Annotated in this window: 27 protein-coding genes; 16 read left to right on the top strand and 11 right to left on the bottom strand. The window is 60.4% G+C overall.

Annotated features, from left to right (window positions below; genetic code table 11):
* From ACOCD2_RS01370 to gatC, 4 genes are all read right to left on the bottom strand, one after another.
* On the bottom strand, positions 1 to 569 hold a 569-nt coding region (locus tag ACOCD2_RS01370; protein WP_293652316.1), incomplete at its 3' end, for a class I SAM-dependent methyltransferase.
* Between the two features lie 2 nt (positions 570 to 571).
* Positions 572 to 2017, bottom strand: a complete 1446-nt coding sequence (gatB, locus tag ACOCD2_RS01365) for an Asp-tRNA(Asn)/Glu-tRNA(Gln) amidotransferase subunit GatB (protein WP_293644931.1) — start codon at positions 2015 to 2017, stop codon at positions 572 to 574.
* 14 nt (positions 2018 to 2031) lie between these two features.
* Entirely contained in the window at positions 2032 to 3483 is a 1452-nt protein-coding gene (gene gatA, locus ACOCD2_RS01360) for an Asp-tRNA(Asn)/Glu-tRNA(Gln) amidotransferase subunit GatA (protein WP_293644954.1), read from the bottom strand.
* An 8-nt stretch (positions 3484 to 3491) separates the two neighbouring features.
* A complete protein-coding gene (gatC, locus tag ACOCD2_RS01355; protein ID WP_293644933.1) occupies positions 3492 to 3779 on the bottom strand; it encodes an Asp-tRNA(Asn)/Glu-tRNA(Gln) amidotransferase subunit GatC in 288 nt (95 codons plus the stop codon).
* A gap of 323 nt (positions 3780 to 4102) precedes the next feature.
* On the opposite strand from gatC, the gene ACOCD2_RS01350 reads away from it, so the two are divergent.
* The 14 genes from ACOCD2_RS01350 to galE all read left to right on the top strand — a co-directional run bounded on the left by ACOCD2_RS01350 (position 4103) and on the right by galE (position 16985).
* Positions 4103 to 5149 (top strand): rod shape-determining protein, encoded by a 1047-nt coding sequence (locus ACOCD2_RS01350; RefSeq protein ID WP_293644935.1) that lies wholly within the window; start codon positions 4103 to 4105, stop codon positions 5147 to 5149.
* A 50-nt stretch (positions 5150 to 5199) separates the two neighbouring features.
* On the top strand, positions 5200 to 6102 hold the full coding sequence (gene mreC / locus ACOCD2_RS01345) for a rod shape-determining protein MreC (RefSeq protein WP_293652317.1): 903 nt from the start codon (positions 5200 to 5202) through the stop codon (positions 6100 to 6102).
* Complete coding sequence (gene mreD, locus ACOCD2_RS01340) at positions 6099 to 6587, top strand: rod shape-determining protein MreD (RefSeq protein ID WP_293644937.1); 489 nt, start codon at positions 6099 to 6101, stop codon at positions 6585 to 6587. The genes mreC and mreD overlap by 4 nt, the downstream gene beginning before the upstream one ends.
* Positions 6577 to 8469 (top strand): penicillin-binding protein 2, encoded by a 1893-nt coding sequence (gene mrdA, locus ACOCD2_RS01335; protein ID WP_293644939.1) that lies wholly within the window; start codon positions 6577 to 6579, stop codon positions 8467 to 8469. Before mreD ends, mrdA begins: the two co-directional genes overlap by 11 nt.
* A gap of 77 nt (positions 8470 to 8546) precedes the next feature.
* Positions 8547 to 9605: a rod shape-determining protein RodA gene (gene rodA / locus ACOCD2_RS01330; RefSeq protein ID WP_293644958.1), complete on the top strand. Its 1059-nt coding sequence runs from the start codon at positions 8547 to 8549 to the stop codon at positions 9603 to 9605.
* On the top strand, positions 9602 to 10561 hold the full coding sequence (mltB, locus tag ACOCD2_RS01325; protein ID WP_293644941.1) for a lytic murein transglycosylase B: 960 nt from the start codon (positions 9602 to 9604) through the stop codon (positions 10559 to 10561). Before rodA ends, mltB begins: the two co-directional genes overlap by 4 nt.
* Positions 10551 to 11345 carry a septal ring lytic transglycosylase RlpA family protein gene (locus tag ACOCD2_RS01320; RefSeq protein ID WP_293644943.1) on the top strand — a complete coding sequence of 265 codons (795 nt, stop codon included), beginning with the start codon at positions 10551 to 10553 and terminating at the stop codon, positions 11343 to 11345. Before mltB ends, ACOCD2_RS01320 begins: the two co-directional genes overlap by 11 nt.
* 36 nt (positions 11346 to 11381) lie before the next feature.
* A complete protein-coding gene (locus ACOCD2_RS01315; RefSeq protein WP_293644945.1) occupies positions 11382 to 12518 on the top strand; it encodes a D-alanyl-D-alanine carboxypeptidase family protein in 1137 nt (378 codons plus the stop codon).
* 23 nt (positions 12519 to 12541) lie between these two features.
* Positions 12542 to 13426 (top strand): D-amino acid aminotransferase, encoded by an 885-nt coding sequence (locus ACOCD2_RS01310; protein ID WP_293644947.1) that lies wholly within the window; start codon positions 12542 to 12544, stop codon positions 13424 to 13426.
* A complete protein-coding gene (locus ACOCD2_RS01305; protein ID WP_293644949.1) occupies positions 13419 to 13703 on the top strand; it encodes a YbeD family protein in 285 nt (94 codons plus the stop codon). Before ACOCD2_RS01310 ends, ACOCD2_RS01305 begins: the two co-directional genes overlap by 8 nt.
* A 13-nt stretch (positions 13704 to 13716) precedes the next feature.
* Positions 13717 to 14382 carry a lipoyl(octanoyl) transferase LipB gene (gene lipB / locus ACOCD2_RS01300; RefSeq protein WP_323790846.1) on the top strand — a complete coding sequence of 222 codons (666 nt, stop codon included), beginning with the start codon at positions 13717 to 13719 and terminating at the stop codon, positions 14380 to 14382.
* Positions 14375 to 15340, top strand: coding sequence for a lipoyl synthase (gene lipA, locus ACOCD2_RS01295; RefSeq protein ID WP_293644951.1), 966 nt, complete (start codon positions 14375 to 14377; stop codon positions 15338 to 15340). Before lipB ends, lipA begins: the two co-directional genes overlap by 8 nt.
* A gap of 23 nt (positions 15341 to 15363) precedes the next feature.
* Entirely contained in the window at positions 15364 to 15945 is a 582-nt protein-coding gene (locus ACOCD2_RS01290) for an arylesterase (RefSeq protein WP_293652315.1), read from the top strand.
* On the top strand, positions 15945 to 16985 hold the full coding sequence (gene galE / locus ACOCD2_RS01285) for a UDP-glucose 4-epimerase GalE (RefSeq protein ID WP_293646286.1): 1041 nt from the start codon (positions 15945 to 15947) through the stop codon (positions 16983 to 16985). Before ACOCD2_RS01290 ends, galE begins: the two co-directional genes overlap by 1 nt.
* Here galE and ACOCD2_RS01280 read toward each other — a convergent pair.
* From ACOCD2_RS01280 to ACOCD2_RS01250, 7 genes are all read right to left on the bottom strand, one after another.
* The gene (locus ACOCD2_RS01280; RefSeq protein WP_293646280.1) at positions 16969 to 17313 is read right to left on the bottom strand and encodes a hypothetical protein; all 345 of its coding nucleotides are present in this window, start codon (positions 17311 to 17313) and stop codon (positions 16969 to 16971) included. The genes galE and ACOCD2_RS01280 overlap by 17 nt on opposite strands.
* Before the next feature lie 289 nt (positions 17314 to 17602).
* Positions 17603 to 18637: a M14 family metallopeptidase gene (locus ACOCD2_RS01275; protein WP_293646278.1), complete on the bottom strand. Its 1035-nt coding sequence runs from the start codon at positions 18635 to 18637 to the stop codon at positions 17603 to 17605.
* 2 nt (positions 18638 to 18639) lie between these two features.
* Positions 18640 to 20058, bottom strand: a complete 1419-nt coding sequence (locus ACOCD2_RS01270) for a glutamate-cysteine ligase family protein (protein WP_293646276.1) — start codon at positions 20056 to 20058, stop codon at positions 18640 to 18642.
* Positions 20036 to 20710 (bottom strand): N-acetylmuramate alpha-1-phosphate uridylyltransferase MurU, encoded by a 675-nt coding sequence (gene murU, locus ACOCD2_RS01265; protein ID WP_293646284.1) that lies wholly within the window; start codon positions 20708 to 20710, stop codon positions 20036 to 20038. The genes ACOCD2_RS01270 and murU overlap by 23 nt, the downstream gene beginning before the upstream one ends.
* Before the next feature lie 37 nt (positions 20711 to 20747).
* The gene (rho, locus tag ACOCD2_RS01260) at positions 20748 to 22007 is read right to left on the bottom strand and encodes a transcription termination factor Rho (protein WP_293646274.1); all 1260 of its coding nucleotides are present in this window, start codon (positions 22005 to 22007) and stop codon (positions 20748 to 20750) included.
* Between the two features lie 166 nt (positions 22008 to 22173).
* The gene (gene trxA, locus ACOCD2_RS01255) at positions 22174 to 22500 is read right to left on the bottom strand and encodes a thioredoxin TrxA (RefSeq protein WP_293646272.1); all 327 of its coding nucleotides are present in this window, start codon (positions 22498 to 22500) and stop codon (positions 22174 to 22176) included.
* The gene (locus tag ACOCD2_RS01250; RefSeq protein WP_293646270.1) at positions 22493 to 22705 is read right to left on the bottom strand and encodes a hypothetical protein; all 213 of its coding nucleotides are present in this window, start codon (positions 22703 to 22705) and stop codon (positions 22493 to 22495) included. Before ACOCD2_RS01250 ends, trxA begins: the two co-directional genes overlap by 8 nt.
* A gap of 67 nt (positions 22706 to 22772) precedes the next feature.
* Between ACOCD2_RS01250 and rhlB the strand changes: the two genes are divergently transcribed.
* Both rhlB and ACOCD2_RS01240 read left to right on the top strand, forming a co-directional pair.
* Positions 22773 to 24074, top strand: coding sequence for an ATP-dependent RNA helicase RhlB (gene rhlB, locus ACOCD2_RS01245; RefSeq protein WP_293646268.1), 1302 nt, complete (start codon positions 22773 to 22775; stop codon positions 24072 to 24074).
* 37 nt (positions 24075 to 24111) lie between these two features.
* The coding region (locus tag ACOCD2_RS01240; protein WP_293672399.1) for a hypothetical protein at positions 24112 to 25585 on the top strand (1474 nt) is incomplete at its 3' end.

Here is a 25585-nt window from a genome sequence, read left to right as displayed (position 1 = left end):
CGGATGTCGTGGCTGGGCGAGAGTTCCGATACCAGTTCGGCAATCTGATCCGGATGAAAACTCTGCAGATCCCAGCGTCCACGCGTCCATTCGTGCCGGGCATCCAGCAGGTTGAAGGCGATGCCTTTTCGGCAGATTTCATACATGCGCCGGATGATGCTGCGGGCATATTCACCGCCATCACCATGATCGCGGTTCAGGGTGCCCGAGAGGGTCACCCAGTCATAGCTCTTCGGTGGCGGATCAAACTCGAACAGATCACCCTCGACAAGTTCGATATGCGGGTAGCGTTGCCGCCCTTCTTCCAGCAGTTCCGGCGACAGGTCGATGCCGGTGTAGTTCACCGCAATACCCTGCCCTGCCAGCCAGGCGGAGAAGTCGCCGAAGCCGCAGCCCACATCGAGCAGGCTTTCGCCGCTGTGCATACCCGCCTCCAGCAATATCCGGAAGCGGATTTCCTGAATCTCCCGGTTGCTCCAGAACAGGGCGTTGGGATGAAAGCCGAAACGCTGCCAGGCATCGCGCTGGCTGGCGACGATGCGCTGGCGCTGTTCCCTGTCGATGGCCAAGGTCAGCCCAGGAGTTTCTTGCGCAGCAGCTCGTTGACCTGTTTTGGGTTGGCCTTGCCCTGACTCTTCTTCATCACCTGTCCGACGAAGAAGCCCAGCATCTTGGGTTGCTTGTCAGGATCGGCGTTGCGGAAGTTTTCCACCTGGGCCGGGTTGTCGGTAAGCACTTCATCGACGATGGCTTCGATGGCGCCGCTATCGGTGATCTGCTTCAGCCCTTTGGCTTCGATGATGGCGTCGGCGCTGTCCCCGCTGTCCCACATGGCCTCGAACACGGTCTTGGCGATCTTGCCGGAGATGGTGTTGTCGGCGATGCGCTTTACCAGGCCGCTGAAGCGCTGGGCGTCCACCGGGCTCTGGCTCAGGTCCAGCCCGGCCTTGTTCAGCGCCCCGGCCAGTTCGACCATGACCCAGTTGGCGGAGAGCTTGGCGTCGCCGGCTTCGGCCACCACGATCTCGTAGTAGTCTGCGTGCTGCCGCGTGGCGGTGAGCACGTCGGCGTCATAGGCGGACAGGCCGTACTGCTCTTCGAAGCGCGCCCTTCTGGCAGCCGGCAGTTCCGGCATTTCGCTGACCGCGTCGGCGATGAAGTCTTCTTCGATGATGACCGGAAGCAGGTCGGGGTCGGAGAAATAACGGTAGTCGTTGGCCTCTTCCTTGGAGCGCATGGAGCGGGTTTCGTCCTTGGCCGCATCATACAGGCGGGTTTCCTGCACTATCCTGCCGCCGGATTCGAGGATGTCGATCTGCCGTTCCACTTCGAAATTGATGGCTTTTTCCAGGAAGCGGAAGGAGTTGATGTTCTTCAGCTCGGCGCGGGTGCCCAGTTCTTCCTGCCCCACCGGCCGTACGGAAACATTGGCGTCCACGCGGAAGGAGCCTTCCTGCATGTTGCCGTCACAGATGCCGAGATAGACGACGATCTGGTGGATCTTTTTGGCATAGGCCAGCGCTTCCTTTGCCGAACTCATGTCCGGCTCGGAGACGATTTCGAGCAGGGGCGTTCCGGCGCGGTTGAGGTCGATGCCGGTCATGCCGTGAAAATCCTCGTGCAGGGATTTGCCCGCATCTTCTTCGAGGTGGGCGCGGGTGACGCCGATGCGTTTGTTCTCGCCGTTCTCCAGGGTGATGTCCACATGTCCCATGCCAACGATGGGATGGTCCAGCTGGCTGATCTGGTAGCCCTTGGGCAGGTCGGGATAGAAATAGTTCTTGCGCGCGAATACGGTGCGGCGGGCGATCTCCGCATCGATGGCGGTACCGAACAGAATCGCCTTTTTCACCACGGCTTCATTCAGCACCGGCAGCACGCCGGGGAAGCCCAGATCGACCAGGCAGGCCTGGGTGTTGGGTTCGGCGCCGAAAGCGATGGAGGCCCCGGAGAATATCTTGGATTTGGTGGTGAGCTGGGTATGAATTTCCAGCCCGATGACAGTTTCCCATTGCATAGCTTGTGTCCTGCTCAGTAGCCGGAAGGCGTCTGTTGGTGCCAGTCGGTGATCTGCTGTAACTGGTGCGCCAACGCAAGCAGTCGCCCTTCCTCAAAATAGTTGCCGAAGAGCTGCAGCCCCGCAGGCAGGCCGTCCACCAGGGGCGCCGGCAGAGACATGGCGGGCAGCCCGGCCAGGTTTACGGCGATGGTATAGATGTCTGACAGGTACATGGACACCGGGTCATCAGATTTCTCGCCGATGCGGAAGGCCGTTTCCGGCGATGCGGGCCCCAGCAGCACGTCCACGCTTTCGAACGCCTTGCGGAAGTCGCCGGCGATGACCTGGCGCACCTGCTGTGCCTTGAGGTAATAGGCGTCGTAATAGCCGGCCGACAGGGCATAGGTGCCGATCATGATGCGGCGCTTCACCTCGGCGCCGAAACCCTCGCCACGGGAGCGTTTGTACAGGTCTTCGAGGTCCTGCGGATCGTCACAGCGGTGCCCGAAGCGCACCCCGTCGAAGCGGGACAGGTTGGAGGAGCACTCCGCCGGGGCGACCACATAATAGGCCGGTACCGAATAATGGGAATTGGGCAGGGAGACTTCGACCGTTTCCACGCCCAGTTTTTTGAGCTCGTCGATAGCCGTCTGCATGGAAGCGCTCATGCCTGCGTTCAGCCCTTCCCCGAAAAATTCTTTCACGATGCCGACCCGGAGGCCTTCGAGCGGCTGGTTGAGCTGACCGACATAGTCGTCCACCGGGCGATCCACGCTGGTGGAATCGCGCTCGTCGAATCCGGCCATGGCTGCCAGCAGGTAGGCGGCATCTTCCGCGCTGCGGGTCATGGGGCCGGCCTGGTCCAGGCTGGAGGCGAAGGCGATCATGCCATAGCGCGATACCCGCCCGTAGGTGGGTTTGAGGCCGGTGATGCCGCACAGGGCGGCGGGCTGGCGGATGGAGCCACCGGTGTCCGTGCCGGTGGCGGCCACGCCCAGGCGTGCTGCCATGCCGGCGGCCGAACCGCCGGAAGAGCCGCCGGGCACACGTTCGGTATCCCAGGGGTTTTTCACCGGGCCGTAGAAGCTGGTCTCGTTGGAGGAGCCCATGGCGAACTCGTCCATGTTGGTCTTGCCCAGCATGACGACGCCGGCGTCCTTGAGCCTTGTCACCACGGTGGCGTCGTAGGGCGAGATGAAGTTGTCCAGCATGCGCGAACCGCAGCTGGTTTTCACGCCTTCGGTGCAGAAGATGTCCTTGTGCAGGATGGGGATGCCCGTCAGCGGGCCGGCGTCGCCGGACCTGATGCGCGCGTCCGCCGCTTCGGCTTGGGCCAGTGCCTGATCTTTCGTCAGGGTGACCAGCGCATTCAGTTCGCCATCGAACCGTTCGATACGGTCCAGGAAATGCTGCGTGAGCTCCACACTGCTGAAATCACCCGCCTGCAGACCCGCAGACAGCTCGGCGATGGACTTGAAGTGCAGATCACTCATCATTCAATCACTCTGGGGACTAGATACAGGCCGTTTGCCGTGGCAGGCGCCACGGCCTGGTAGGCGTCGCGGTGGTTTTCTTCCGTGACCACGTCCGGGCGCAGGCGCTGAGGCATGTCCAGGGGGTGCGCCATGGGCACGATGTCGCTGGTGTCCAGTTCGGCCATGCGTTCCACCAGGCCGAGAATGCCGGACAGTTCGGTATTCAGCGCATCGAGCTCGTCAGCGGCAACCGCGATGCGGGCCAGATGGGCGATTTTTTCAACTTCTTCGGGTTCCAGATCCATGCGTTTATCCACAGCGGTGCATCAAAGGAGGCAAAACTAGCATAAATCGGGCCGGATTTACACGCTGAACCCACGTGAAAAAACGGCCTGTGGAAAAAACCGGGAGCAGATTGCAGTCTGTCCGGCGTGAATACCGGCGGTAAATCAACAGACTAGGAGGTTCATCACACAAAGGGGCCGGTTCGCGGGGAATACAGCTCTTGCCCAAAGGTGGCTACAGTTGATAGATTACCGCTCTTGAATCGGGAAAGGCCCTGGCTGTTTCCCTGGTTTCTCCTCCAAACTCACAACCGGCAAGCAGACCGGGATAACGGATCTACTCCATGCTTTTCAGACGTCTTCGCGGCTTTTTCTCCAACGACCTGTCCATCGATCTGGGCACCGCCAACACCCTTATTTATGCGCGTGATCGCGGCATCGTGCTCAACGAGCCTTCCGTGGTCGCCATTCGCGAGGACCGTGGCCGGGGCATGAAGGCCGTGGCCGCCGTGGGCGAGGATGCGAAAAAGATGCTCGGCCGCACACCGACCAATATCACCGCCATCCGTCCCATGAAAGACGGCGTGATCGCCGATTTCACCGTGACCGAGAAGATGCTGCAGTACTTTATTCACAAGGTGCATGAGTCACGCCTGATCCGCCCCAGCCCGCGGGTACTGATCTGCGTTCCCTGCGGTTCCACCCAAGTGGAGCGCCGGGCGATCAAGGAATCGGCTGCCGGTGCGGGCGCCCGCGAGGTGTATCTCATCGAAGAGCCCATGGCGGCGGCCATCGGCGCCAGCCTGCCCGTGAACGAGGCCCGGGGTTCCATGATCCTGGACATCGGTGGCGGCACTTCCGAAGTGGCCATCATCTCGCTCAACGGCATCGTGTATGCCAATTCCGTGCGTATCGGCGGCGACAAGTTCGACGAAGCCATCATCAACTATGTGCGCCGCAACTACGGCAGCCTCATCGGTGAAGCGACGGCAGAAACCATCAAGCACAAGGTGGCCAGCGCCTGGCCCGAGAACGAAGTGCAGGAGATCGAGGTCAAGGGCCGCAACCTGGCCGAGGGCATTCCGCGCAGCTTCACGCTGAACAGCAACGAGATTCTCGAAGCGCTGCAGGAACCCCTGTCCGGTATCGTCGATGCGGTACGCAAGGCGCTGGAGCAGACGCCGCCGGAACTGGGGGCCGACGTGGCCGAGCGCGGCATCGTGCTCACCGGTGGTGGCGCGCTACTCAAGGGACTGGACCGCCTGCTGGAAGAGGAAACCGGTCTGCCGGTCATCGTGGCCGAAGATCCCATGACTTGCGTGGCGCGTGGTGGGGGCCGGGCGCTGGAACTGATGGACGAAAAGGCCGGGGACTTTTTCAGCGTCGAGTAACCGCCCGCCTTTCCACGGGTATGGAATAACGCAGCACAAGGAGCCCTGTCATCAAGTTCATTTTTGCCGAAGGACCTTCCCAGGGCGCCCGTGTCATCGGGGCAATGATCCTTTCCATCCTGCTGATGGTGATGGATCACCGTTTCCACCAGACGGAAACCCTGCGCAGCACCCTCTCCGTGCTCACCTACCCCATACAGTTTCTGGCCGAAGCCCCCAACAGCATCGGCAGATGGGTGACGGAAACCCTGCAGACCCGCGATGATCTGCAGCAGTCCAACCGGCGTCTCAACAGGGAAAACCTCAAACTCAAGGCCGAACTGCAGCAGCTTGCTGCACTGCAGGCCGAGAACGAACGGCTGCGCGACTTGCTGGGGTCCGCCTACAAGATCGGCAACCGGGTGCTGGTGGCGGAGCTTTCCGCCATGGATCTGGACCCTTTCCGTCAGCAGATCGTCATCGACAAGGGCAGCAATTCCGGGGTGTTCGAAGGCCAGGCGGTGCTTGATGCACACGCGGTGATGGGACAGGTGGCGCATGTCAGCCCCCTGAACGCCACGGTGCTGCTGATCACCGACGTGGAACATTCCCTGCCCGTGCAGGTGCTGCGCAACGGATTGCGCACCGTTGCCGTGGGTACCGGCAGCATCAACAAGCTGGAAATGCCCTATCTTCCAAATAACGCGGACATCCGCCCCGATGATCTGCTGGTCACTTCCGGCCTGGGCGGCAAGTTTCCCCCGGGCTATCCCGTGGCCAGGGTAACGGCGGTGAAACGCCAGCCGGGTAAGCCCTTTGCCACGGTGCTCGCCAGGCCACTGGCCCAGCTCGACCGCACCCGGGAAGCGCTGCTGGTCTGGGAAGTGAATGTTCCTCCGGAATTTCCTGAAGAAGAGCAGGCAGAGCCTGCTGCAAAAAAAGCCGTGCCGGAAACGGAGACCACAGCGCCATGAGCCCCGAAGTCCCACATGGCAGGACCACCATCGCCATTACCCTGCTGATCAGCCTGGTGCTGAGCGTGATGCCCATGCCGGAGAATCTGCAGTATTTCCGGCTGCAGTGGACGGCGCTGGTGCTGATCTACTGGTGCATGGCCCTGCCCGAGCGGGTGGGGGTCGGTATCGGCTTCTTCGTCGGGCTGCTGCTGGATATTCTTACCGGCACTCTGCTGGGACAACATGCCTTCGGCCTGTCGGTGATCAGCTTCATCACGGTAAAGACGCACAAGCGGGTGCGGGTGTTTCCCCTGTGGCAGCAATCGGTTTTCGTTGCGCTGCTGCTGTATGTCGACCGGCTGCTGTTCGTGTGGGTGGACGGCACCATCGGGCGGCCCGCAGCCATGCTCGAATCCTGGGCGGCGCCCCTGCTGGGTGGCCTGATCTGGCCGTGGCTGTTCATCATCTTCCGGGATCTGAGACGGCGTTTCCATGTCCGGTAATCTGGATTTCAAGGATTATCGCCGCGAAGGCAGGCTGTTTACCCATCGCGCCATCGTCGCCGGACTGGTAGTGCTCATCCTGCTGGGCAGCATCGTCGGGCGCATGGTGTATCTGCAGATCATCGATCACGACCATTTCACCACGCTTGCCCAGGACAACCGGGTCAAGCTGATACCCCTGCCGCCCACGCGGGGGCTGATCTATGACCGCAAGAACCGCCTGCTGGCGCTCAACCGGCCGGCCTTCAATCTGGAGATCATCCCCGAAGTGGTGCCGGATCCGGACAAGACCCTGGCCGGGCTGGAGGCGCTGATCGAGATCCGCCCGGCCGACCGGGAACGCTTCTACAAGCTCAAACGCCAGAAACGGCGCTTTGAGAGCATTCCCATCAAACTGGACATTTCTCAGGAAGAAGCCGCCCTGTTCGCGGTCAATCGCTACAAGTTTCCCGGTGTTTCCATCAAGGCGCGCCTCACGCGCACCTACCCGATGAAAGATCTCATGGCCCATGTGGTGGGCTATGTGGGCCGTATCAGCCTCCAGGATCTGAAAACCATCGATGCCTCGAACTACGCGGGCATCACCTATATCGGCAAGACCGGAGTTGAAAAATCCTACGAGGATGTGCTCCACGGCAGGGTCGGACTGCAGCAGGTGGAGGTTAACGCCCTGGGCAAGGCGGTGCGGGTGCTGCAGGAAACCCCGCCCCAGCCTGGCCGCAGCCTGCGTCTGAACATCGATATCGATCTGCAGCGGGTGGCTATGGATGCCCTGGGGGATATGAACGGTGCGGTAGTGGCCATCGATCCCAAGACCGGTGGTGTGCTGGCCATGGTCAGCAAGCCGGGCTACGATTCCAATCCCTTCGTGGAAGGTATCAGTTCGAAGGCCTACCAGGCGTTGCGGCAGGCCCCTAACAACCCCTTGTTCAACCGGGCGCTGCAGGGTGCCTATCCGCCGGGTTCCACCGTCAAGCCTTTCATGGGGCTGGCCGGGCTGGAGCTGGGCTTTATCGATGCCAAGGAAAAGAAATACTGTCCGGGCTTTTTTCAGCTGCCGGGGCATGATCACAAATACCGCGACTGGAAAAGGGGCGGCCACGGTCCCATGAATGTGGATGCGGCCATCACCCAGTCCTGCGACGTGTTCTTTTACCAGCTGGCTCATGAGATCGGCATCGACAAGCTGCAGCAGTATCTCAAGCAGTTCCGCTTCGGTGAAAAAACCGGTATCGACCTAGTGGGTGAGCGTACCGGTATCCGGCCTTCCCGCGAATGGAAGCGCAGGCGTTACAAGCAGGTGTGGTTTCCCGGCGAGACCGTCATCATCGGCATCGGCCAGGGTTCTTTCGAGGCCACGCCCCTGCAGCTGGCGGCGGCCACGGCGGCTATTGCCAATGGTGGTGTCTACATGCAGCCCCAGCTGGTGGACGAGATCGTGGATGAGAGTACCGGCGAGGTGAAGGCCACGGAAAAGAAGGCCCATATCATTCCTGTCATCAGGCAGGCAAACTGGGACAAAATCCGCGAGGCCATGGAGCATGTGGTTCAGGGGCCGCGCGGTACCGCACGGCGGCTGAAAAACGAGCATTACCGCATTGCTGGTAAGACAGGCACGGCGCAGGTATTCACGGTGAAACAGGATGAAGAATATGAAGAGAGCAAGGTGTCGAAGAAGAACCGTGACCATGCCCTGTTCATCGCCTACGCGCCGGTGGAAGATCCGCAGATTGCCGTGGCAGTGATCGTGGAAAACGGCGGTCACGGCGGCTCCACGGCAGCGCCGGTGGCAAAGAAGGTGATGGATGCCTGGCTGCTGGGAGACGGCGGGCCGCTGTCTGCCCAGACAGTGAAGAAGCCTGCCGGCGGAGGCGTGAATTGAATCCTGCGAGCCGTTCTCCCAGTGGGCTGCCGCCCAGCGAACCCGCCCAGCACCGCGGGCTGCTGGCGCGCGTCCACATGGACCTTCCCCTCCTCACCGGGCTGTTGCTGCTCTGCGCTTATGGCCTGGTAATCCTGTACTCGGCTTCGGGAGAGAACCTGCATCAGGTGGAGCGGCAGGCGGTTCGCCTGCTCATAGCTTTCGGCGTCATGTTCTTCCTCGCCCAGGTGCATCCCCATACGCTGCGCCGCTGGAGTCCCTGGCTGTATGGCATCGGCGTCACTCTGCTGGTGGCGGTGCTGGTGGCCGGCGTGGTGGGCAAGGGCGCACAGCGCTGGCTGGACCTGGGCTTCATTCGTTTTCAGCCGTCAGAGCTGGTGAAACTGGCCGCACCCATGATGCTGGCCTGGTACCTGTCCAGCAAACCGCTGCCGCCCAACTGGAAATACCTGCTGATCAGCCTGCTGCTACTCCTAGTGCCGGTGCTGATGATCGCCAAGCAGCCTGACCTGGGCACTGCCATCCTGGTCGCCAGCAGCGGACTGTTCGTGCTGTTCCTGGCGGGTATCAGCTGGCGGCTGATCATCGTCATGGGCCTGCTGGCGGCAGCAGCTGCCCCCGTCGTCTGGTATCTGATGCACGATTACCAGCGGGCGCGGGTGCTCACCTTTCTCAACCCGGAAAGTGATCCCCTGGGAGCGGGATACCACATCATCCAGTCCAAGATCGCCATCGGCTCCGGCGGCATCTACGGGAAGGGCTGGCTCAACGGCACCCAGTCCCAGCTGGAGTTCCTGCCGGAACGTCACACGGATTTCATCTTCGCCGTGCTGGGTGAGGAGTTCGGCCTGGTGGGTGTCCTGCTGCTGCTGGCGATCTTTCTGTTCATCATCCTGCGGGGGCTGTATATCGCCTCACAGGCCCAGGACAGCTACAGCCGGCTGCTGGCCGGGGCACTCATCCTGGTATTTTTTGTCTATCTGTTTGTCAATGCCGGCATGGTAAGCGGTATGCTGCCGGTGGTCGGGGTGCCTTTGCCCCTGGTGAGCTATGGCGGAACCTCGCTGGTGACCTTGATGGCGGGTTTCGGTATGCTCATGTCCATCCACACACACAGGAAACTGCTGCCCAAATGAAATATGCTCTGCTGCTTCTGCTCCTCAGCCTGCCGGTATTTGCCCAGGGCAACCCCCAGGTGGACCGGTTTATCCAGCACATGGTCGAGACCCAGGGTTTCGATGCGGATGAGCTGCGCCGGGTGCTGGGCAAGGCCCACAGGCGGCAGGACATCATCGACCGCATGAACAAGCCCGCGGAAAAGACCCTCAACTGGATCCAGTACCGCAGGATCTTTCTCAAGGACAAGCGTATCCGCCAGGGCGTGGCTTTCTGGAAGCGCAACCGCCAGGCGTTGCAGAAGGCGCAGAAAGTCTATGGTGTACCGCCCCGCTATGTGGTCGCCATCATCGGCGTGGAGACCTTCTACGGACGTATCGCGGGCAAGGACAGCGTGCTGGATGCCCTCTATACGCTGGCGTTTCACTATCCCAAGCGCAGCAAGTTCTTCACCGCCGAACTGGAGAAGTACCTGATACTGGCGCGGGAGGAGAAGCTGGACCCGGCCGTGCCCAGGGGCTCCTATGCAGGCGCCATGGGGCTGGGACAGTTCATGCCCAGCAGCTTTCTTGCCTACGCGGTGGATTTCGACGGCGACGGCAAGCGCGACATCTGGAACAACGAGGCCGATGCCATCGGCAGCGTGGCCAACTATTTTACCCGTCACGGCTGGAAAAAGGGCCTGCCCGTGACCACTCCTGCCCTGTCGGTGCCCGCCAACGCAGAAAAGTACGTGAAAGCCGGCCTGAAACCGGCCTTCAGACTGGGTGAACTGAGAAAAGCCGGCTTGAAGGTGGACAAGGGTTTTGCGGATGATCTGGAGACGGCGCTGATCAGGCTGGTTACGGACAAGGGGCCCGAGTACTGGGCCGGCTTCAGGAACTTCTATGTCATCACCCGCTACAACCACAGCGAAATGTATGCCATGGCGGTGTACCAGCTGGGTGAGCGCATTCACGCGGAATATGAAAAATAGGGGGCTGCCCTCTCTTCTGGTCCTGCTGCTCCTGCTGGCGGGCTGCAGCACCCGGACCATGGAATACCCGAACGATGATTACGGCCCTGCCCGGCCAGTGGACGTCAGCCATGTCCCGGATGCCGTTCCCCGGGATGAGCCCTACAGCAAGTACGGCAATCCTTCCAGTTACACCGTGCGCGGCAGGACCTATCACGTGCTCGACACCGGTGAAGGCTACCGGGAAAAAGGACTGGCTTCCTGGTACGGCCTGAAATTTCACGGGCGGCGTACTTCCAGTGGCGAGGCCTATGACATGTACGCCATGACCGCCGCCCACAAGACCCTGCCCCTGCCCACCTGGGTAAGGGTGACCAACCTGGACAACGGCAGCTCGGTGGTGGTGAAGGTCAACGACCGTGGGCCTTTCCACAGCGGGCGTATTATCGACCTGTCCTATGCCGCGGCTTCCAGGCTGGGCGTGCTGGGCAAGGGGACGGCGCCGGTGGAAGTGGTCGCGCTGCAGGTGGAAAAGCCCGCCACCGTGGCGGCAAAGGCTGCCGATGCCCGGCAGTTCCCCCTGTGGGTACAGGCCGGTGCATTCGCCAGTGAAGCCAATGCGCGGCTGTTGCTGCACCGGCTGGAGGGACTGTCAGGCCTGCAGGGCAGGATCCGGCCCCTGGAGCAGCTTTCCGGCCGTATCTACCGTGTGTGGCTGGGGCCGGTCAGCAGCGAGTGGCAACTGCAGCAGCTGACGAAAAAACTGCCCGAATGGGGCATAGAGTCCTACCGCGTAGTACAATAAGCCCTTTCTGTCATCATCCAGCCAGTAATCTGATCGATGCGATTGATATTCAAAGCTTTTCTGATTCTTTCATGGTTGTCTGCAGCCCTGCCTGCACAAGCGGCTTCCGTGCCGGCCGCGCCGAAGATTGCTGCGACGGGCCATCTGCTGATGGATTACCATAGCGGCGCCATACTGGCGGAGAACAATGCGGGCAAACGCCTGGAACCGGCCAGCCTGACCAAGATCATGACGGCCTACACGGTTTTCAGGGAGCTGGAGGAAGGCAACATCAGTCTCAACGATCAGGTGCTGGTGAGCAAGAAGGCATGGAAGACGCCGGGTTCGCGCATGTTCATCGAAGTGGGCAAGCAGGTGTCGGTGGATGATCTCATTCACGGCATGATCATCGCCTCGGGCAACGACGCCTGTGTCGCCCTGGCGGAACATATTGCCGGTAATGAAGAAGCCTTTGCCGCGCTGATGAACAAGCATGTGCTGGAGCTGGGCATGGAAAATACCCACTTCACCAATGCCACTGGCCTGCCGGACCCGAACCACTACACCACGCCGGAAGACATTCTCAAGGTGACCCGGGCCATCATCCGGGAATTTCCCCAGTTCTACCCCCTGTATTCCATCAAGGAGTTCACCTACAACGGCATCACCCAAAAGAACCGCAACCGCCTGCTGTGGCGTGACCCCAGCGTGGATGGCGTGAAGACCGGTCATACCGAGGCGGCAGGTTACTGTCTGGTGACCTCGGCCAAACGGGAAAATATGCGGCTGCTCTCGGTGGTCATGGGCACGGCCAGCGACAGCGCCCGGGCTAAGGAGAGCCAGACCCTGCTCAACTATGGTTTCCGCTTCTACCAGACCCACCGGCTGTTCGATGGCGGCGAGACGCTCAAACAGCTGCGGGTATGGAAAGGGGAAGTGGACAACCTCAACCTGGGGCTGGAGGAGGATCTGTATGTCACCAATCCCAGGGGAAGTTACAACAAGCTGACGGCAAGAATCCACCTCAAGGACAGCATCATGGCGCCGGTTCCCCGGGGCAAGGTGCGGGGCAAGGTGATCATCGAGCACGACGGCGAGATCATCAAGGAAGTTCCCCTGGTCGCCCTGCGCGGCGTGCGGGAAGGCGGCATCATCCACAACCTGGTGGACAGTGTGCTGATGATCTTCCAGTAACCGTTTGTCGCGGGATACGACCCATGTCTGAACTGATTTATCTGAACGGCGGATTTCTGCCTCAGGAGCAGGCTCATGTTTCCGTCATGGACCGCGGATTCCTGTTTGGTGACGGCGTGTACGAGGTCATCCCCGCCTATGCCGGGTTGCCCTTTCGTCTGAAGGAACATCTGCAGCGTCTCAATGCCAGCCTCGAAGCCATTCGCATGTCACCACCGCTCAGTGATGAGCAGTGGCGGGCCGTGTTCGGGCAGCTGCTGGCGCAGCGCGGCAATGCCGATCAGCAGATCTATCTGCAGGTGACCCGCGGCGCCTACGGCAAGCGCCTGCATGCCATCCCGGAGGAAGTGACGCCCACCGTCATGGCCTTCGCCACCGATCTGGCGGTGCGCGACCCGGATCTGGTGAAACAGGGCATGAGCGTGATCACCCTGGACGATATTCGCTGGGAGCGCTGCAACATCAAGGCTATCACCCTGCTGGCGAACATCCTGTCGCAGCAGCAGGCGCGGGATGAAGGCGCGCAGGAAGCCATACTGGTGCGTGACGGCCTGGCCAACGAAGGCACCGCTTCCAACCTGTTCATCGTGAAAGAAGGGCTGATCATCACGCCCCCCAAGAGCCAGCACCTGCTGCCAGGCATCACGCGGGATCTGGTGCTGGAACTGGCCCGGGAAGCGGGCCTCCCCTACGCCGAAGCCAGTATTTCAGTCGCAGAGCTGGAAAATGCAGAGGAAATCTGGATCACCAGCTCCACCAAGGAAGTGATGCCGGTAACCCGGCTGAACGGCCGCCCGGTTGATAACGGTCATCCCGGCCCCATATGGGAGAAAATGGACGCATTGTATGGCGCCTGCAAGGCGCGCCTGCGATTGCGCAATTCCCCACCGGACAACTGTTATGACTGAAACTGAAGAAACCCGAAAAGAACCCGAAGGCATGGTCTATCCCTGCCGTTTCCGCGTCAAGGCCATGGGTCTGGACGAAGATGATTTCGACGCCCTGGTGGTGCAGATCATCCGTCGCCACTGCCCGGACATCAGCGAGGGCGCGGTAAGTCTCAAGCCCAGCAAGAACGGAAAATACGTTTCTGTCACCGTGGATATCGAGGCGCAGAGCCGCGAACATCTCGACGCCATCTATGATGACCTGACCGCCCATGACCGGGTGCTGATGCGCCTGTAGCCGCCCGCCTGGCATGGCTGCGACACCCACGGATACCCCCATGCGCCATGCCGTCATCATCCGCGACCTCGGCCAGGAGGACTATATTCAGACCTGGCGGGCCATGCGTGATTTCACCGACATCCGCGGGCCGGATACGCCTTCCGAAATCTGGCTGCTGGAACACCCGCCCGTGTTCACCCAGGGACAGGCGGGCAAGGCTGAGCACGTTTTGCATCCCGGTGACATTCCGGTGGTGCAGAGCGACCGCGGCGGCCAGGTCACTTACCATGGACCCGGCCAGCTCATCGCCTACCTGCTGCTCGACCTCAAGGCGCTGAACAGGGGCATACGCAGCCTGGTGACGGCCATGGAGAACGCGGTCATTCACCTGCTGGCCGATCAGGGCATCGAAGCGGTGGCGAGGCCCGATGCCCCCGGTGTCTACGTGGATGAAAAGAAGATTGCTGCGCTGGGTTTGCGGGTGCGCAGAGGGTACACTTATCACGGTCTTGCCCTGAACCTGGACATGGACCTGGAGCCCTTCCAGCGCATCAACCCCTGCGGTCATGCCGGACAGGAAGTCACCCGGCTGAAGGATCTCGGCGTGGACATGGACAGGCGGCAGGCCGGTCGGGAGCTGATCGGCGGGCTGTGCCGCGAACTCAACCTCGAACCCCGGTGGACAGAACATGACTGATGATTACCGCGCGCCTTCCCGTGCAAAAGTAAGCACTCACCAACGCGGAAAGGACAAGCTGGCCAGGATTCCCGTCAAGGTGCAGCCCAGCGGGGAACTGCCGCGCAAGCCCCACTGGATCCGCGCCCGGGCGCCCCAGGGAGCAGGCGTGACCCGCATCCGCAAGATCCTGCGCGAGCGCAAACTGTCGTCCGTGTGTGAAGAGGCCCAGTGTCCCAACCTGGGTGAATGCTTCACCCATGGCACCGCCACCTTCATGATCATGGGTGATATCTGCACCCGGCGCTGCCCGTTCTGCGATGTGGCCCATGGCAAGCCTCTGCCCCTCGATGCCGATGAACCCCGCCAGTTGGCGGAAGCCATACAGGAGATGGCGCTGAAATATGTGGTCATCACCTCGGTGGACCGGGATGACCTGCGCGACGGCGGTGCAGGCCACTACCGCGACTGCATCCGCGCCATCCGGGAGCTGACACCGGACACCACCATCGAAATCCTGGTGCCGGATTTTCGCGGACGCATGGAGGTTGCCCTAGAGATCATGGCCGAAGCACCGCCGGACGTGTTCAACCACAACCTGGAAACCGTGCCCCGCCTGTATCGCCAGTCCCGGCCGGGGGCGGACTATGCCTGGTCCCTGAAACTGCTGCAGGAGTTCGGCGCCGCCCATGGGGACGTGCCCACCAAGTCCGGCATCATGCTGGGACTGGGAGAAGAGCCTGAAGAGATCGAACAGGTCATGCAGGACCTGCGGGATCATGACGTGGATATGCTCACCTTGGGCCAGTATCTGCAGCCCAGCCGGGATCACCTGCCCGTGTCCCGCTTCGTGACCCCCGAAGAGTTCGATGAGCTGCGCCTGCTGGGTGAATCCATGGGCTTTTCCAACGTGGCCAGCGGCCCCATGGTGCGCTCTTCCTATCATGCCGACCTGCAGGCCAACCCGTTGCTCAAATGAGGCAGAGCGGATGGGCAGCCCTTTTGCTGCTGCTGTTGCTGGCCGCCTGCGCGGACAAGGGACCGGAGGCCCAGCCCCTGGGGGCAGATGCTGTCATTCTCGCCTTTGGTGACAGCCTGACCTATGGAACAGGTGCAAAGCGGGATCAGTCCTACCCTGCCGTGCTGGCCAGACTCAGCGGCCACAAAGTGATCAATGCGGGTGTGCCGGGTGAAATCAGCGCGGAAGGCCTGCAGCGCTTACCGGGTGTGCTGGAAGCATACAAACCTGCGCTGGTGATCCTTGTTCACGGTGGCAATGATCTGTTGCGCAAGAATCATTCCGATGAGATAAAACGCAACCTCAGTGCCATGATCGGCCTGATTCGCCGCCAGGCTGCCCAGGTTGTGCTGATTGCTGTACCCCGGCCATCCCTGCTGCTGTCCGCCGATCCCCTGTACGCGGAAGTTGCAGAGGAGGAAAAGGTGCCCCTGGAAGATGAGGCGCTGGCAGCGATCCTGCAGTCCCGCTCCAGCAAATCGGACGCCATTCATCCCAATGCCCGGGGCTATGCGCAACTGGCGCAGGATATTTTCGACTTCCTCGAGCGTCATCACGGGCTATAATCCCTCCCCATGAATACGATCAAGAAAGTGTTGGTTACGGGGGCGCCGGTTATATCGGCTCCCATACCAATGTCGAGCTGCTCGGGGCGGGCTACGAGGTCATCGTCCTGGACAACCTGAGCAACAGTCAGTACACGGCTATCGAGCGGGTGCAGGAAATCACGGGTAAACCCATCACCTTCATCGAGGCGGATCTGCGCAACAAGGCGGATACCCGTGCCGTATTCGACCAGCATGATATCGATGCGGTCATTCATTTCGCCGGCCTCAAGGCCGTGGGCGAGTCTGTTCATATCCCCATCCCCTACTACCAGAACAATATCGGCGGCACCCTGAACCTGCTGGAGGCCATGAACGAAACCGGCGTGAAAAACCTGGTGTTCAGCTCATCGGCCACGGTGTACGGAGAACCGGCATCCCTGCCCATCACCGAGGATTTTCCCGTTTCCGCCACCAACCCCTACGGCCGTTCCAAGCTCATCATCGAGGAGATGCTGGGGGATGTTTATAAGTCGGATCAGGACTGGAATATCGCCCGGCTGCGCTATTTCAACCCTGTGGGCGCCCATGAGAGCGGTCGCATCGGCGAATCGCCCAACGATATTCCCAACAACCCCAACAACCTCATGCCCTACATCAGCCAGGTGGCCGTGGGCAAGCTCGAACGGCTTTCGGTTTTCGGCAGCGACTATCCCACGGTGGACGGCACCGGCGTGCGGGATTACATCCACGTGGTGGATCTGGCCAGGGGCCATATCAGAGCGCTGGAAAAACTGGCCGCATCACCCGGGCTGGTGACCTACAACCTGGGGACCGGGCAGGGATATTCGGTACTGGAGATGGTGGCAGCCTTCGAAAAGGCCAGTGGCCGCCCGGTACCCTACAAGCTGGTGCCGCGACGGGAGGGTGATATCGCCACCTGTTATGCCGATCCCGGACTCGCGGCCCGGGAACTGGGCTGGCATGCGGAAAAAGGCATCGACGAAATGTGCGCCGATACCTGGCGCTGGCAGCAGCAGAACCCTAGCGGTTACCCATGAGATTGTTGCGCGAGAAGATAAGCTCGATGACCGCAAAGGTTTCCTGGCCATTGCGGATGGCCTTGCGGATCTCCGCCTTGTAGGCGGGGCGCAGCCCCTTGTATGCGACAAATGCGGTGGGCGAGTTTTTCCTGATGGCGACCAGGCCGGCACCGACATCGACCCACCCGTCTTCCGTGGATTGAACACGGGTTTCTGCGATATCCGCTTCGGCGGCCATCTTTTCCATTTCTGCATAGTAGGCGTCGTCACTCGGTGACGCTGCTGCTGTGGCGGATGCGAGCATCAGCACGGCGGATACGAATATGATCAGGCTGTGATTTTTCATGTTCCTTCACTGTGTTGAAGTTTGCCGGGTTGCCGATCCGTGATCGGAAAACTGAACAGGGGCATGTTCAGCAGCGGCTGTTTTCCTGCAGTTTTCACGAACGGCTTCTGCCAGTGCGAACTGACAGGCCATTCGGGCACAGCAAACTTCAGGACAAGTGCCGGAGACGTCCGGTTTGAATACCTGCAAGCAGATACAGGGCTATCATACCGTGATAAATCTCACACCCGTATGGGCATTCAATAGGGTTTATTCGGGTAGGGATGCTACCCGATAGCAAAGCGGATCTTTAGCCGGCGTCTTCCAGGTGGAGGTCGTAGCGCTCCATGAGATAACACAGGCAGTCCTGGCGGATCACGGCTTCATTCTTGGTCAGCATGGAAGGCATGATGGGGGTGCGTGTCAGCAGTTCACCGTGTTCCACGGAAAAATAGCGCGTGGCCACGTCATGGTTGGCTTCATTCTTCACGTCCAGGGGGATGCCGTCCGGCCTGCCCACCTTGCCGAAGCTGGTGCCGGCGGGTATCTCGCGGAAATTCAGCACCTCCAGGTCGTCCAGCAGGCACAGGTCATAGTTCTGGCAGCCGAAACCGAAGCTCACTTCCGGCGGGATCTTGACGATGGCCACCGTGTGGAACAGATCGATGTCATGGGGTGAGATGGCGTGTGTGGGATGCTGTGCCAGGTGCAGACAGGCGTGCAGATATTCACTGGCATGTTCCACGCCATGCAGTTGTCCCACCTTGCCGCATTCCAGGGTGACCGCCGGACACAGCTCAGTCATGGCCATGGACTGTACGCCCTTGGGCCGGGTGAAATACACAACGGTGCGGCTGAACATGGCAGCCAGGTGCAGGGACTCGGTGCGCACCACGTTGACGCAGGCGTAGTGGGGGTTGATGCCCGTGTTGTTGTGCACGTCCACGCTGGCGAAAACGCCCTTGTGGGCCATGGTATCCACGATGCTTTCCATCATGGCGTGTTCCGCCGTCGGGGGCAGCTCACTGCCGGGCCAGACGCGGTTGTAGTCGGGCTGACCCGCCAGCCGGCGCATGTTCACCTCGGCGGCAGAGGTGTTGCCGATGAACAGGGACAGGGAGCGCGGCAGTTCCTGGTCCCCCCCGCCGGGCAGGTATTTTTTTAGCATATGCCGTACGGCTTCCCAGCCCACGTCTTCATTGCCGTGCATGAGCACGGAGACGAACAGGGGTGCTTCCCGCCGGCCCTGCAGGTGGATCAGGGTGGGGCCGCCGAGGAAAGCGTGCAGCTTGTCCGCCGGCAGATCGAGCAGGCGCGCAGGCAGTTCATAGAGTTCGGCATACATGATCAGATGGCCCAGCTGTGTACGGGATTGCCGCTGTTCTGGCGCTCACGGTAGGTGCGCACCAGGGCAGGAAAGTCCTTGCCGTTCTGCGCAACCCACTCGCGCTGCCAGCGGGCGCCTGTCTGGTGGCTCTCCACACGTGCTTCGATGATGTCCAGCCAGTAGTCGGTTTCGTCCCGGCTGATGCCCAGGCGCCGCAGCCCGGCGCGGGCCTGGGGAATAAGCTTCTGCAGACAGAGGTCGGCCACGCTACCTTCCTGGCCGTCGAACCATACCACCCTTGCTTCCAGACCCAGGCAAGCGCTGCTGTAGAAGTTCTCCTTGGCGTTGATGAAAGGCAGACGGGCTTCGGGGTTTTCCTCTGTCGCCATGAGTTCCCGCACCAGGCCGAAGTAGAAGGCGGCATTGGCGATGACATCCAGGGTGGAGGGCCCGCTGGGAGCCACGCGATGCTCGATGCGTATGTGCGCCTTGCCGTTCTCGGAGACGCCGACCAGCGGGCGGTTCCAGCGCCAGATGGTGCCGTTGTGCAGGCGCAGATGGGCTAGGGATTCAACCGGCTCGTCCATGAGCTGGGGCAACAGCATGGGATAGCGGTCGCGGTTGGCCTCGAAGCACTCCATGATGGAGTGCTCGGCATAGCGTACGCCAAAGGTCACGCGCTTCGAATAGTCGCTGGCGCCCACGGCCACGGACTGTTCGAACAGGGGGATACGGGTCTCGTCCCAGAGCTCGTGACCGAACAGGAAAGGCGAGTTGGCAGCCAGGGCCACCATGGGTGCGGAGATCATCTTGGAGATATTGTAGGCACGTACCGCGCCGGCGGGGTCGATCTTGAGATGAATCTGGAAGGAGGTGGTGGCTGCCTCCAGCATGACGTCGTCGTGTTCCGCCACCAGGTGTTCCTGGGCATGAATGTCCAGCATCAGTGGCTGTCCGTCACGCATGCGTAGCACCTGTTCGTTTAGCGCCTGGTAGCGCTGCATGCCGGAGATATTGCCCAGACACAGGTCAGACTGCTGCACCGTGGGTAGGATGCCGATCATGAGCATGTGGGCGGCTTCCCGGCCGGCAACCTGGTCGCAGCGTTGCCACAGGTCTGCCAGTTCGTCGTGCATGTGATAGAACATGCCGTCAGAAAATGCCAGGGGCTGGGTATTGAGTTCCACGTTGAAAGTGGACAGTTCCGGCACCACCATCGGATCGTTCATGTGCTCGAGGAAAGCCTGATTCACCGGTGCCGGCAGGCCCCGGTCGTGTACCAGCCAGGCCTCGATCTCGCTGCCGGCCATGGGTTCCCCCTGGTCGAGAACGCCATCTGCCATCCACTGTTCCAGCAGGGCGGTTTCCGCGACCACGCGATCCCGAAAACGGTTGAAGTCTTCGTCGGAAAAACTGCTATGACTGATTTCCTGTCCCATTTGAGAGCATCCTGTCCAGAAGTTGATAACGTTCAGGCGTGCCGACATCCAGCCAGTAGCCCTCGAAATGTTCGCCGCTTATTCTACCCTCTGGCATGTGCCGGCGCAGCAGTGGCGCAAGGGGGAAGGGGATGGCTTCGCAGCCTTGGAACAGCCGGGGATGGTACACGCCGATGCCGCTGAAGGTCAGTTTTGGCTGTCCCCGCTCCAGTACCCTGCCCTGCTTCAGTACGAAGTCGCCCCCGGGATGATGGTCGGGGTTGTCCACCAGGACCAGGTGGCCCAGGCTGTGTGCGGGAAGCTGCAGGCCGGCGTAGTCCAGGTCGGTGAAGACATCACCGTTGATGACCAGAAAAGGACCGTCTCCCAGCAGGGGCAGCGCCTTGCAGATGCCGCCGCCGGTTTCCAGTGCGCGGCCCTGGCCTTCTGCCGAATAGTGTATGCGCAGACCCCAGTGTTCCCCCGTGCCCAGCACCCGCTCGATCTGTTCGCCCAGATGGGCGTGATTGACGACGACCTGCCGGAAACCGGCCCGGGCCAGCTTGTCGAGGTGGCGGAAGATCAGGGGTTTGCCGCCGGCCCGCAGCAGCGGTTTGGGGGTTTGGTCCGTTAGTGGGCGCATGCGCTCGCCGCGACCGGCGGCGAGTATCATGGCTGTGTGAAGTGCGGTCACCGGGCTGAAGCCCGATCTATTTCTTCATGGAGCTGAAGAATTCTTCGTTGGTCTTGGTCGACTTGAGCTTGTCGTAGAGGAATTCCATGGCCGCCAGTTCGTCCATGGGATGCAGGATCTTGCGCAGTATCCAGATCTTCTGCAATTCCGCCTGGGGAATCAGCAGTTCCTCGCGGCGGGTGCCGGAGCGGTTGATGTTGATGGCCGGGAAGATGCGCTTCTCGGCGATGCGCCGGTCCAGATGCACTTCCATGTTGCCGGTACCTTTGAATTCCTCGTAGATGACGTCGTCCATGCGCGAGCCGGTTTCCACCAGGGCGGTCGCCAGGATGGTCAGGGAACCGCCCTCCTCCACGTTGCGCGCCGCGCCGAAGAAGCGCTTGGGCTTCTGCAGGGCGTTGGCGTCCACGCCGCCGGTGAGCACCTTGCCGGAGGAAGGAATCACCGTGTTGTAGGCGCGCGCCAGGCGGGTGATGGAGTCGAGCAGGATGACCACGTCGCGGTTGTGCTCCACCAAGCGCTTGGCCTTGGCAATGACCATTTCCGCAACCTGCACGTGACGCGCTGCCGGTTCGTCGAAGGTCGAGGAGATCACCTCGGCGCGCTGCACCGAACGCTGCATTTCGGTCACCTCTTCGGGCCGCTCATCAATGAGCAGGATCATCAGGTAGACCTCGGGGTGATTGTTGGCGATGGACTGGGCGATGTTCTGCATCATCATCGTCTTGCCCGCCTTGGGTGGGGAGACGATGAGGCCGCGCTGTCCCTTACCCACAGGCGCCACCAGTTCGATGGTGCGGGCGGTGATGTCCTCGGTGCTGCCATTGCCCATTTCCAGCTGCATCTTCTCATTGGGAAACAGGGGCGTGAAATTTTCGAACAGGATCTTGTTCTTCGCCGATTCCGGCTTGTCGTAGTTGATCTCGTCGATCTTCAGCAGGGCAAAATAGCGTTCGTTGTCCTTGGGCGGGCGGATGGTGCCGGTGATGGTGTCGCCGGTGCGCAGGGCGAAGCGGCGGATCTGGCTGGGAGAAACATAGATGTCATCGGGGCCAGCTAGGTAGGAAGAGTCTGCCGATCGCAGGAAGCCGAATCCGTCCTGCAGGATTTCCAGTACGCCGCCACCATGGATGTCCTCGCCTTTCTTGGCATGGGCCTTGAGGATGGCGAAGATGAGGTCCTGCTTGCGGGAACGGCCGGTGCCCTGGATTTTCATGGACTGGGCCAGGGCGGAAAGCTCCGGCACGGGCATTTGCTTGAGATCGTTGAGATTCATGGGTATTTGATTTTGTTGTGTTGGGAAAAAGAAGTCAGTGGTTCCCGAACAGTGAAGGGACCGGCGACTGGGGCTGATGCAGGAACTGGGGCTGATGCAGGAAGATGCTGATCAAGTTCATGGAGAGCGGATGCCGCGACGCATGCGCCATGGCATCCACGGTATATTAGATGTTGCTGTCGATAAAGGCGGTAAGCTGGGATTTCGAGACGGCTCCCACTTTGGTTGCCTCCACTTCACCGTTCTTGAACAGCATCAGGGTTGGTATGCCGCGAATGCCGTAGACAGGCGGTGTATCCGGATTGTCGTCGATGTTCAGCTTGGCAATTTTAAGTTTGCCATCATACTCACCGGCGATTTCATCCAGCACGGGTGCGATCATCTTGCAGGGGCCGCACCACTCTGCCCAGTAATCCACCAGCACGGGCAGGTCTGACTTGAGCACTTCCTGTTCGAAAGTGTCGTCCGCCAATTGAACGATTTTGTCACTCACTGACTGTTTCTCCGAAAATTGAAATGAAGGTATCTGCATCGTTTGAAACAACGATGCCTGGAAATGAATTCAATAGTTTTGTTTTAAAAAAAACTTTATCAAAGACGTTTTGAATGCGGACGGCTTCTCGCTGTACTGTACAAGGGAAGCTGGCTTGAAACCGGCCAGTGCGGAGATTTTGCCCTGATATGGGTACGTTTTTCAAGTTTTTATTGCATTTTGATGTATCTGCATCAACAGAAAGGCCAAGTTTGCGGTATCCTTCGCATCTTATGAATGAAGAAAAACACCTAACAGACGTGCGTTTCGACAGTTTTGGACCGTCTGATGCCATTCTCGCCGGCGTAAAAGACGCCGGGTTCGTGTACTGCACGCCCATACAGGCGGCCACACTTCCCCCGGCGCTTGCCGGTCAGGATGTCGCCGGTCAGGCGCAAACCGGTACGGGAAAGACAGCGGCCTTTCTGCTGGCGGCCCTCCATCAGATGGAAAAGCATCCGCCTTCCGAAAGGCGCCGCCCCAATCAGCCGCTGGCGCTCATGGTGGCGCCCACGCGGGAGCTTGCCATCCAGATAGAAAAGGATGCCCGGGTGCTGGCAGGACACACTCCCTACAAGGTCGAGGTGGTCTACGGCGGTACGGGTTATGAATCCCAGCGCAATGCCGTGCGCGAGGGCGTGGACATACTCATCGGTACGCCGGGACGCCTCATCGATTATTTCAAGCAGAAGGTCTACGATCTGCGTGAAGTCCGGGTGGTGGTGCTGGACGAGGCTGACCGCATGTTCGACCTGGGTTTCATCAAGGATATCCGTTTCCTGCTGCGCCGCTGCCCGCCGCCGGACAAGCGCCTGGGCATGCTGTTCTCGGCCACCCTGTCGTTCCGCATCAAGGAACTGGCCTACGAACACATGAACAACCCCAAGACCATCGAGATCGAGCCGGACAAGGTGACCGCCGACCGCATCGAGGAGCAGGGGTTCATGACGGCCAACGATGAGAAGATTCCCCTGCTCATCGGTTTGCTGCGGCAGTGGCAGGATGCGAGAACCATCGTGTTCGTCAACACCAAGCGCGCCGCAGATCAGGTCTGGGGTTTTCTCCAGGGCAATGGCATAGAGACCGCCGTACTGTCCGGTGATGTGCCGCAGAAGAAACGCATGAGCCTGCTGAAGAAATTCACCGAAGGCGGGCTGGATGTGCTGGTGGCCACGGACGTTGCCGCGCGGGGACTGCATATTCCGGATGTGACCCATGTGGTCAACTATGATCTGCCGGAAGATGCGGAAGACTATGTACACCGCATCGGCCGCACGGGCCGCGCCGGTGCGGCGGGCAAGGCCATCAGTTTTGCCTGTGAGACCCATGCGTTTTCGCTGCCGGATGTGGAGGCCTATATCGGTCACAGTATCCCCATGAGCTCTGTGCCGCAGGAACTGCTGGCCGAGGTCGATCCATCCAGCCGTATTCGCACGCCCCGAAAGCCGCGGCAGCACAACGGACGACGTGGCAGCAACCGGGGGAGAAGCGGTAACACGAGGACGCAGGGTTCAAGGAAGCGTCGACAGGGATAGGAACCGGGGATGCCCGGAAGGATAAGGAAGGAGACCAATGAGCAGGAATCGAGAATCAAGATGGCGGTTGCCGACGCTCGCGTCCTATCAGGGACAGTATTTCTACATGGCGCTTGTCTTGATCATGGTGCTGATTTTCTTCGCCTGGATGGGACTGCAGTATGTCAAGACCACTTCTGGCGAACAGATTTCGCGGATAGGCATGCGGGCGGAAATAGAGCAGGAAACCGGAGCCCTGCTGCAGGAACTGCGCGAAATACAGGGATTGCTGGGCAACCAGCTCATCGAACCGGGAAAACGCTCCGGTAGCGAGATTCGCAACCTGCTGCGGAATATGGAAAACAGATTCGCGGCCCTTTCTGAAAAGGTCAGTGAGCTGAATGAAGGCGGCGATCAGCATCTGCAGGAGTTCATTCCGGTGGGAAAGCTCTCCGACTTCAGAAACGAGATCACTTCCTTCCTGCACATTTCCGGCAACAGCATTTTGCGTTTTCCCGGCATCTATATCATACAGACCGACATGCTGCCAAAGTCCCGTGCGATACATGACGCCCTGAACAGCATCGTCGGGCAGATGGTACAGCGCAAGGACGTGAGTGAATTCACGCACCTGGTCTATCAGGCGCGCCATACCTGGCAGCAGGTGCAGTCCGAAGTCAACCTGCTGGTGGCCAACCGGTTCAGCGTGTTCTCCGACAATCCGGAAATGGGGATAGAGGATAGCGTCAGGAACATCGACAAATACCTGAAAAAGATGCAGCAGTTGCTGCTGGAACTCGAAGAAAGCCGTGTGCCGAAAAGGCTGTCCGTGGTCGAAGACGGTGTCTGGCAGCGTCTGCTGCGGAATGTGGATGAGTGGCGGCAGTCCTACCAGGATCTGCTGGCGAGTCTGCACAGCCAGCGCTGGCGTGAAGACATGTATGTGTACAAGAGTTCACTGTTGCCCCATATCCGCTCGATGCAGACTGACCTTAAAAAACTGCAGGATGCGCTGGTACAGCAGACTGCCGATGACACCGCCGGCCTGACGAATGTAGCCTCGCGGCTCAGCCAGACCATCTTTCTGCTGACCGTACTGGGCATCCTATGGATACTGTTTGCGTATGTCTATCTGCGCATCCGCGTAATCAAGCCCATAGCCGATACGGCTCATGCCCTGCGCCAGGAGGCCAATGGCAACAGCGATGTGGTCATACCCCAGTCCAAGCTGGCGGAAACCCAGGATCTGCAAGCGTGTCTTCTGCCTCGTGATAGATTTTGGGACGTCCCAGCCCCCAAATTTGGGACGTCCCAGCCCCCAAAATCGACTCGGCCTTTGACAACCTATTCGTGCCCCAGCCGTCCTGGTCACCAAGCACTACGCAACAACTTCGCAAGCTCGTTGCTGCTCTGTACTTGGCTCCCAATGACTGGACGCCGCGTTCGGAGGCCTACTTTGTTTTCCCTCTGGCGCAAGGCACGCCGGGAAAACAGTGCGGCCTCGCGGCTACTGGGGTCTACCAGCCTTCGCT

The sequence above is a fragment of the Thiolapillus sp. genome (assembly GCF_048562965.1).
GTDB classification, from domain to species: Bacteria; Pseudomonadota; Gammaproteobacteria; order Chromatiales; family Chromatiaceae; genus Thiolapillus; species Thiolapillus brandeum_A.
This window is presented reverse-complemented; position numbering and strand designations above follow the sequence as displayed.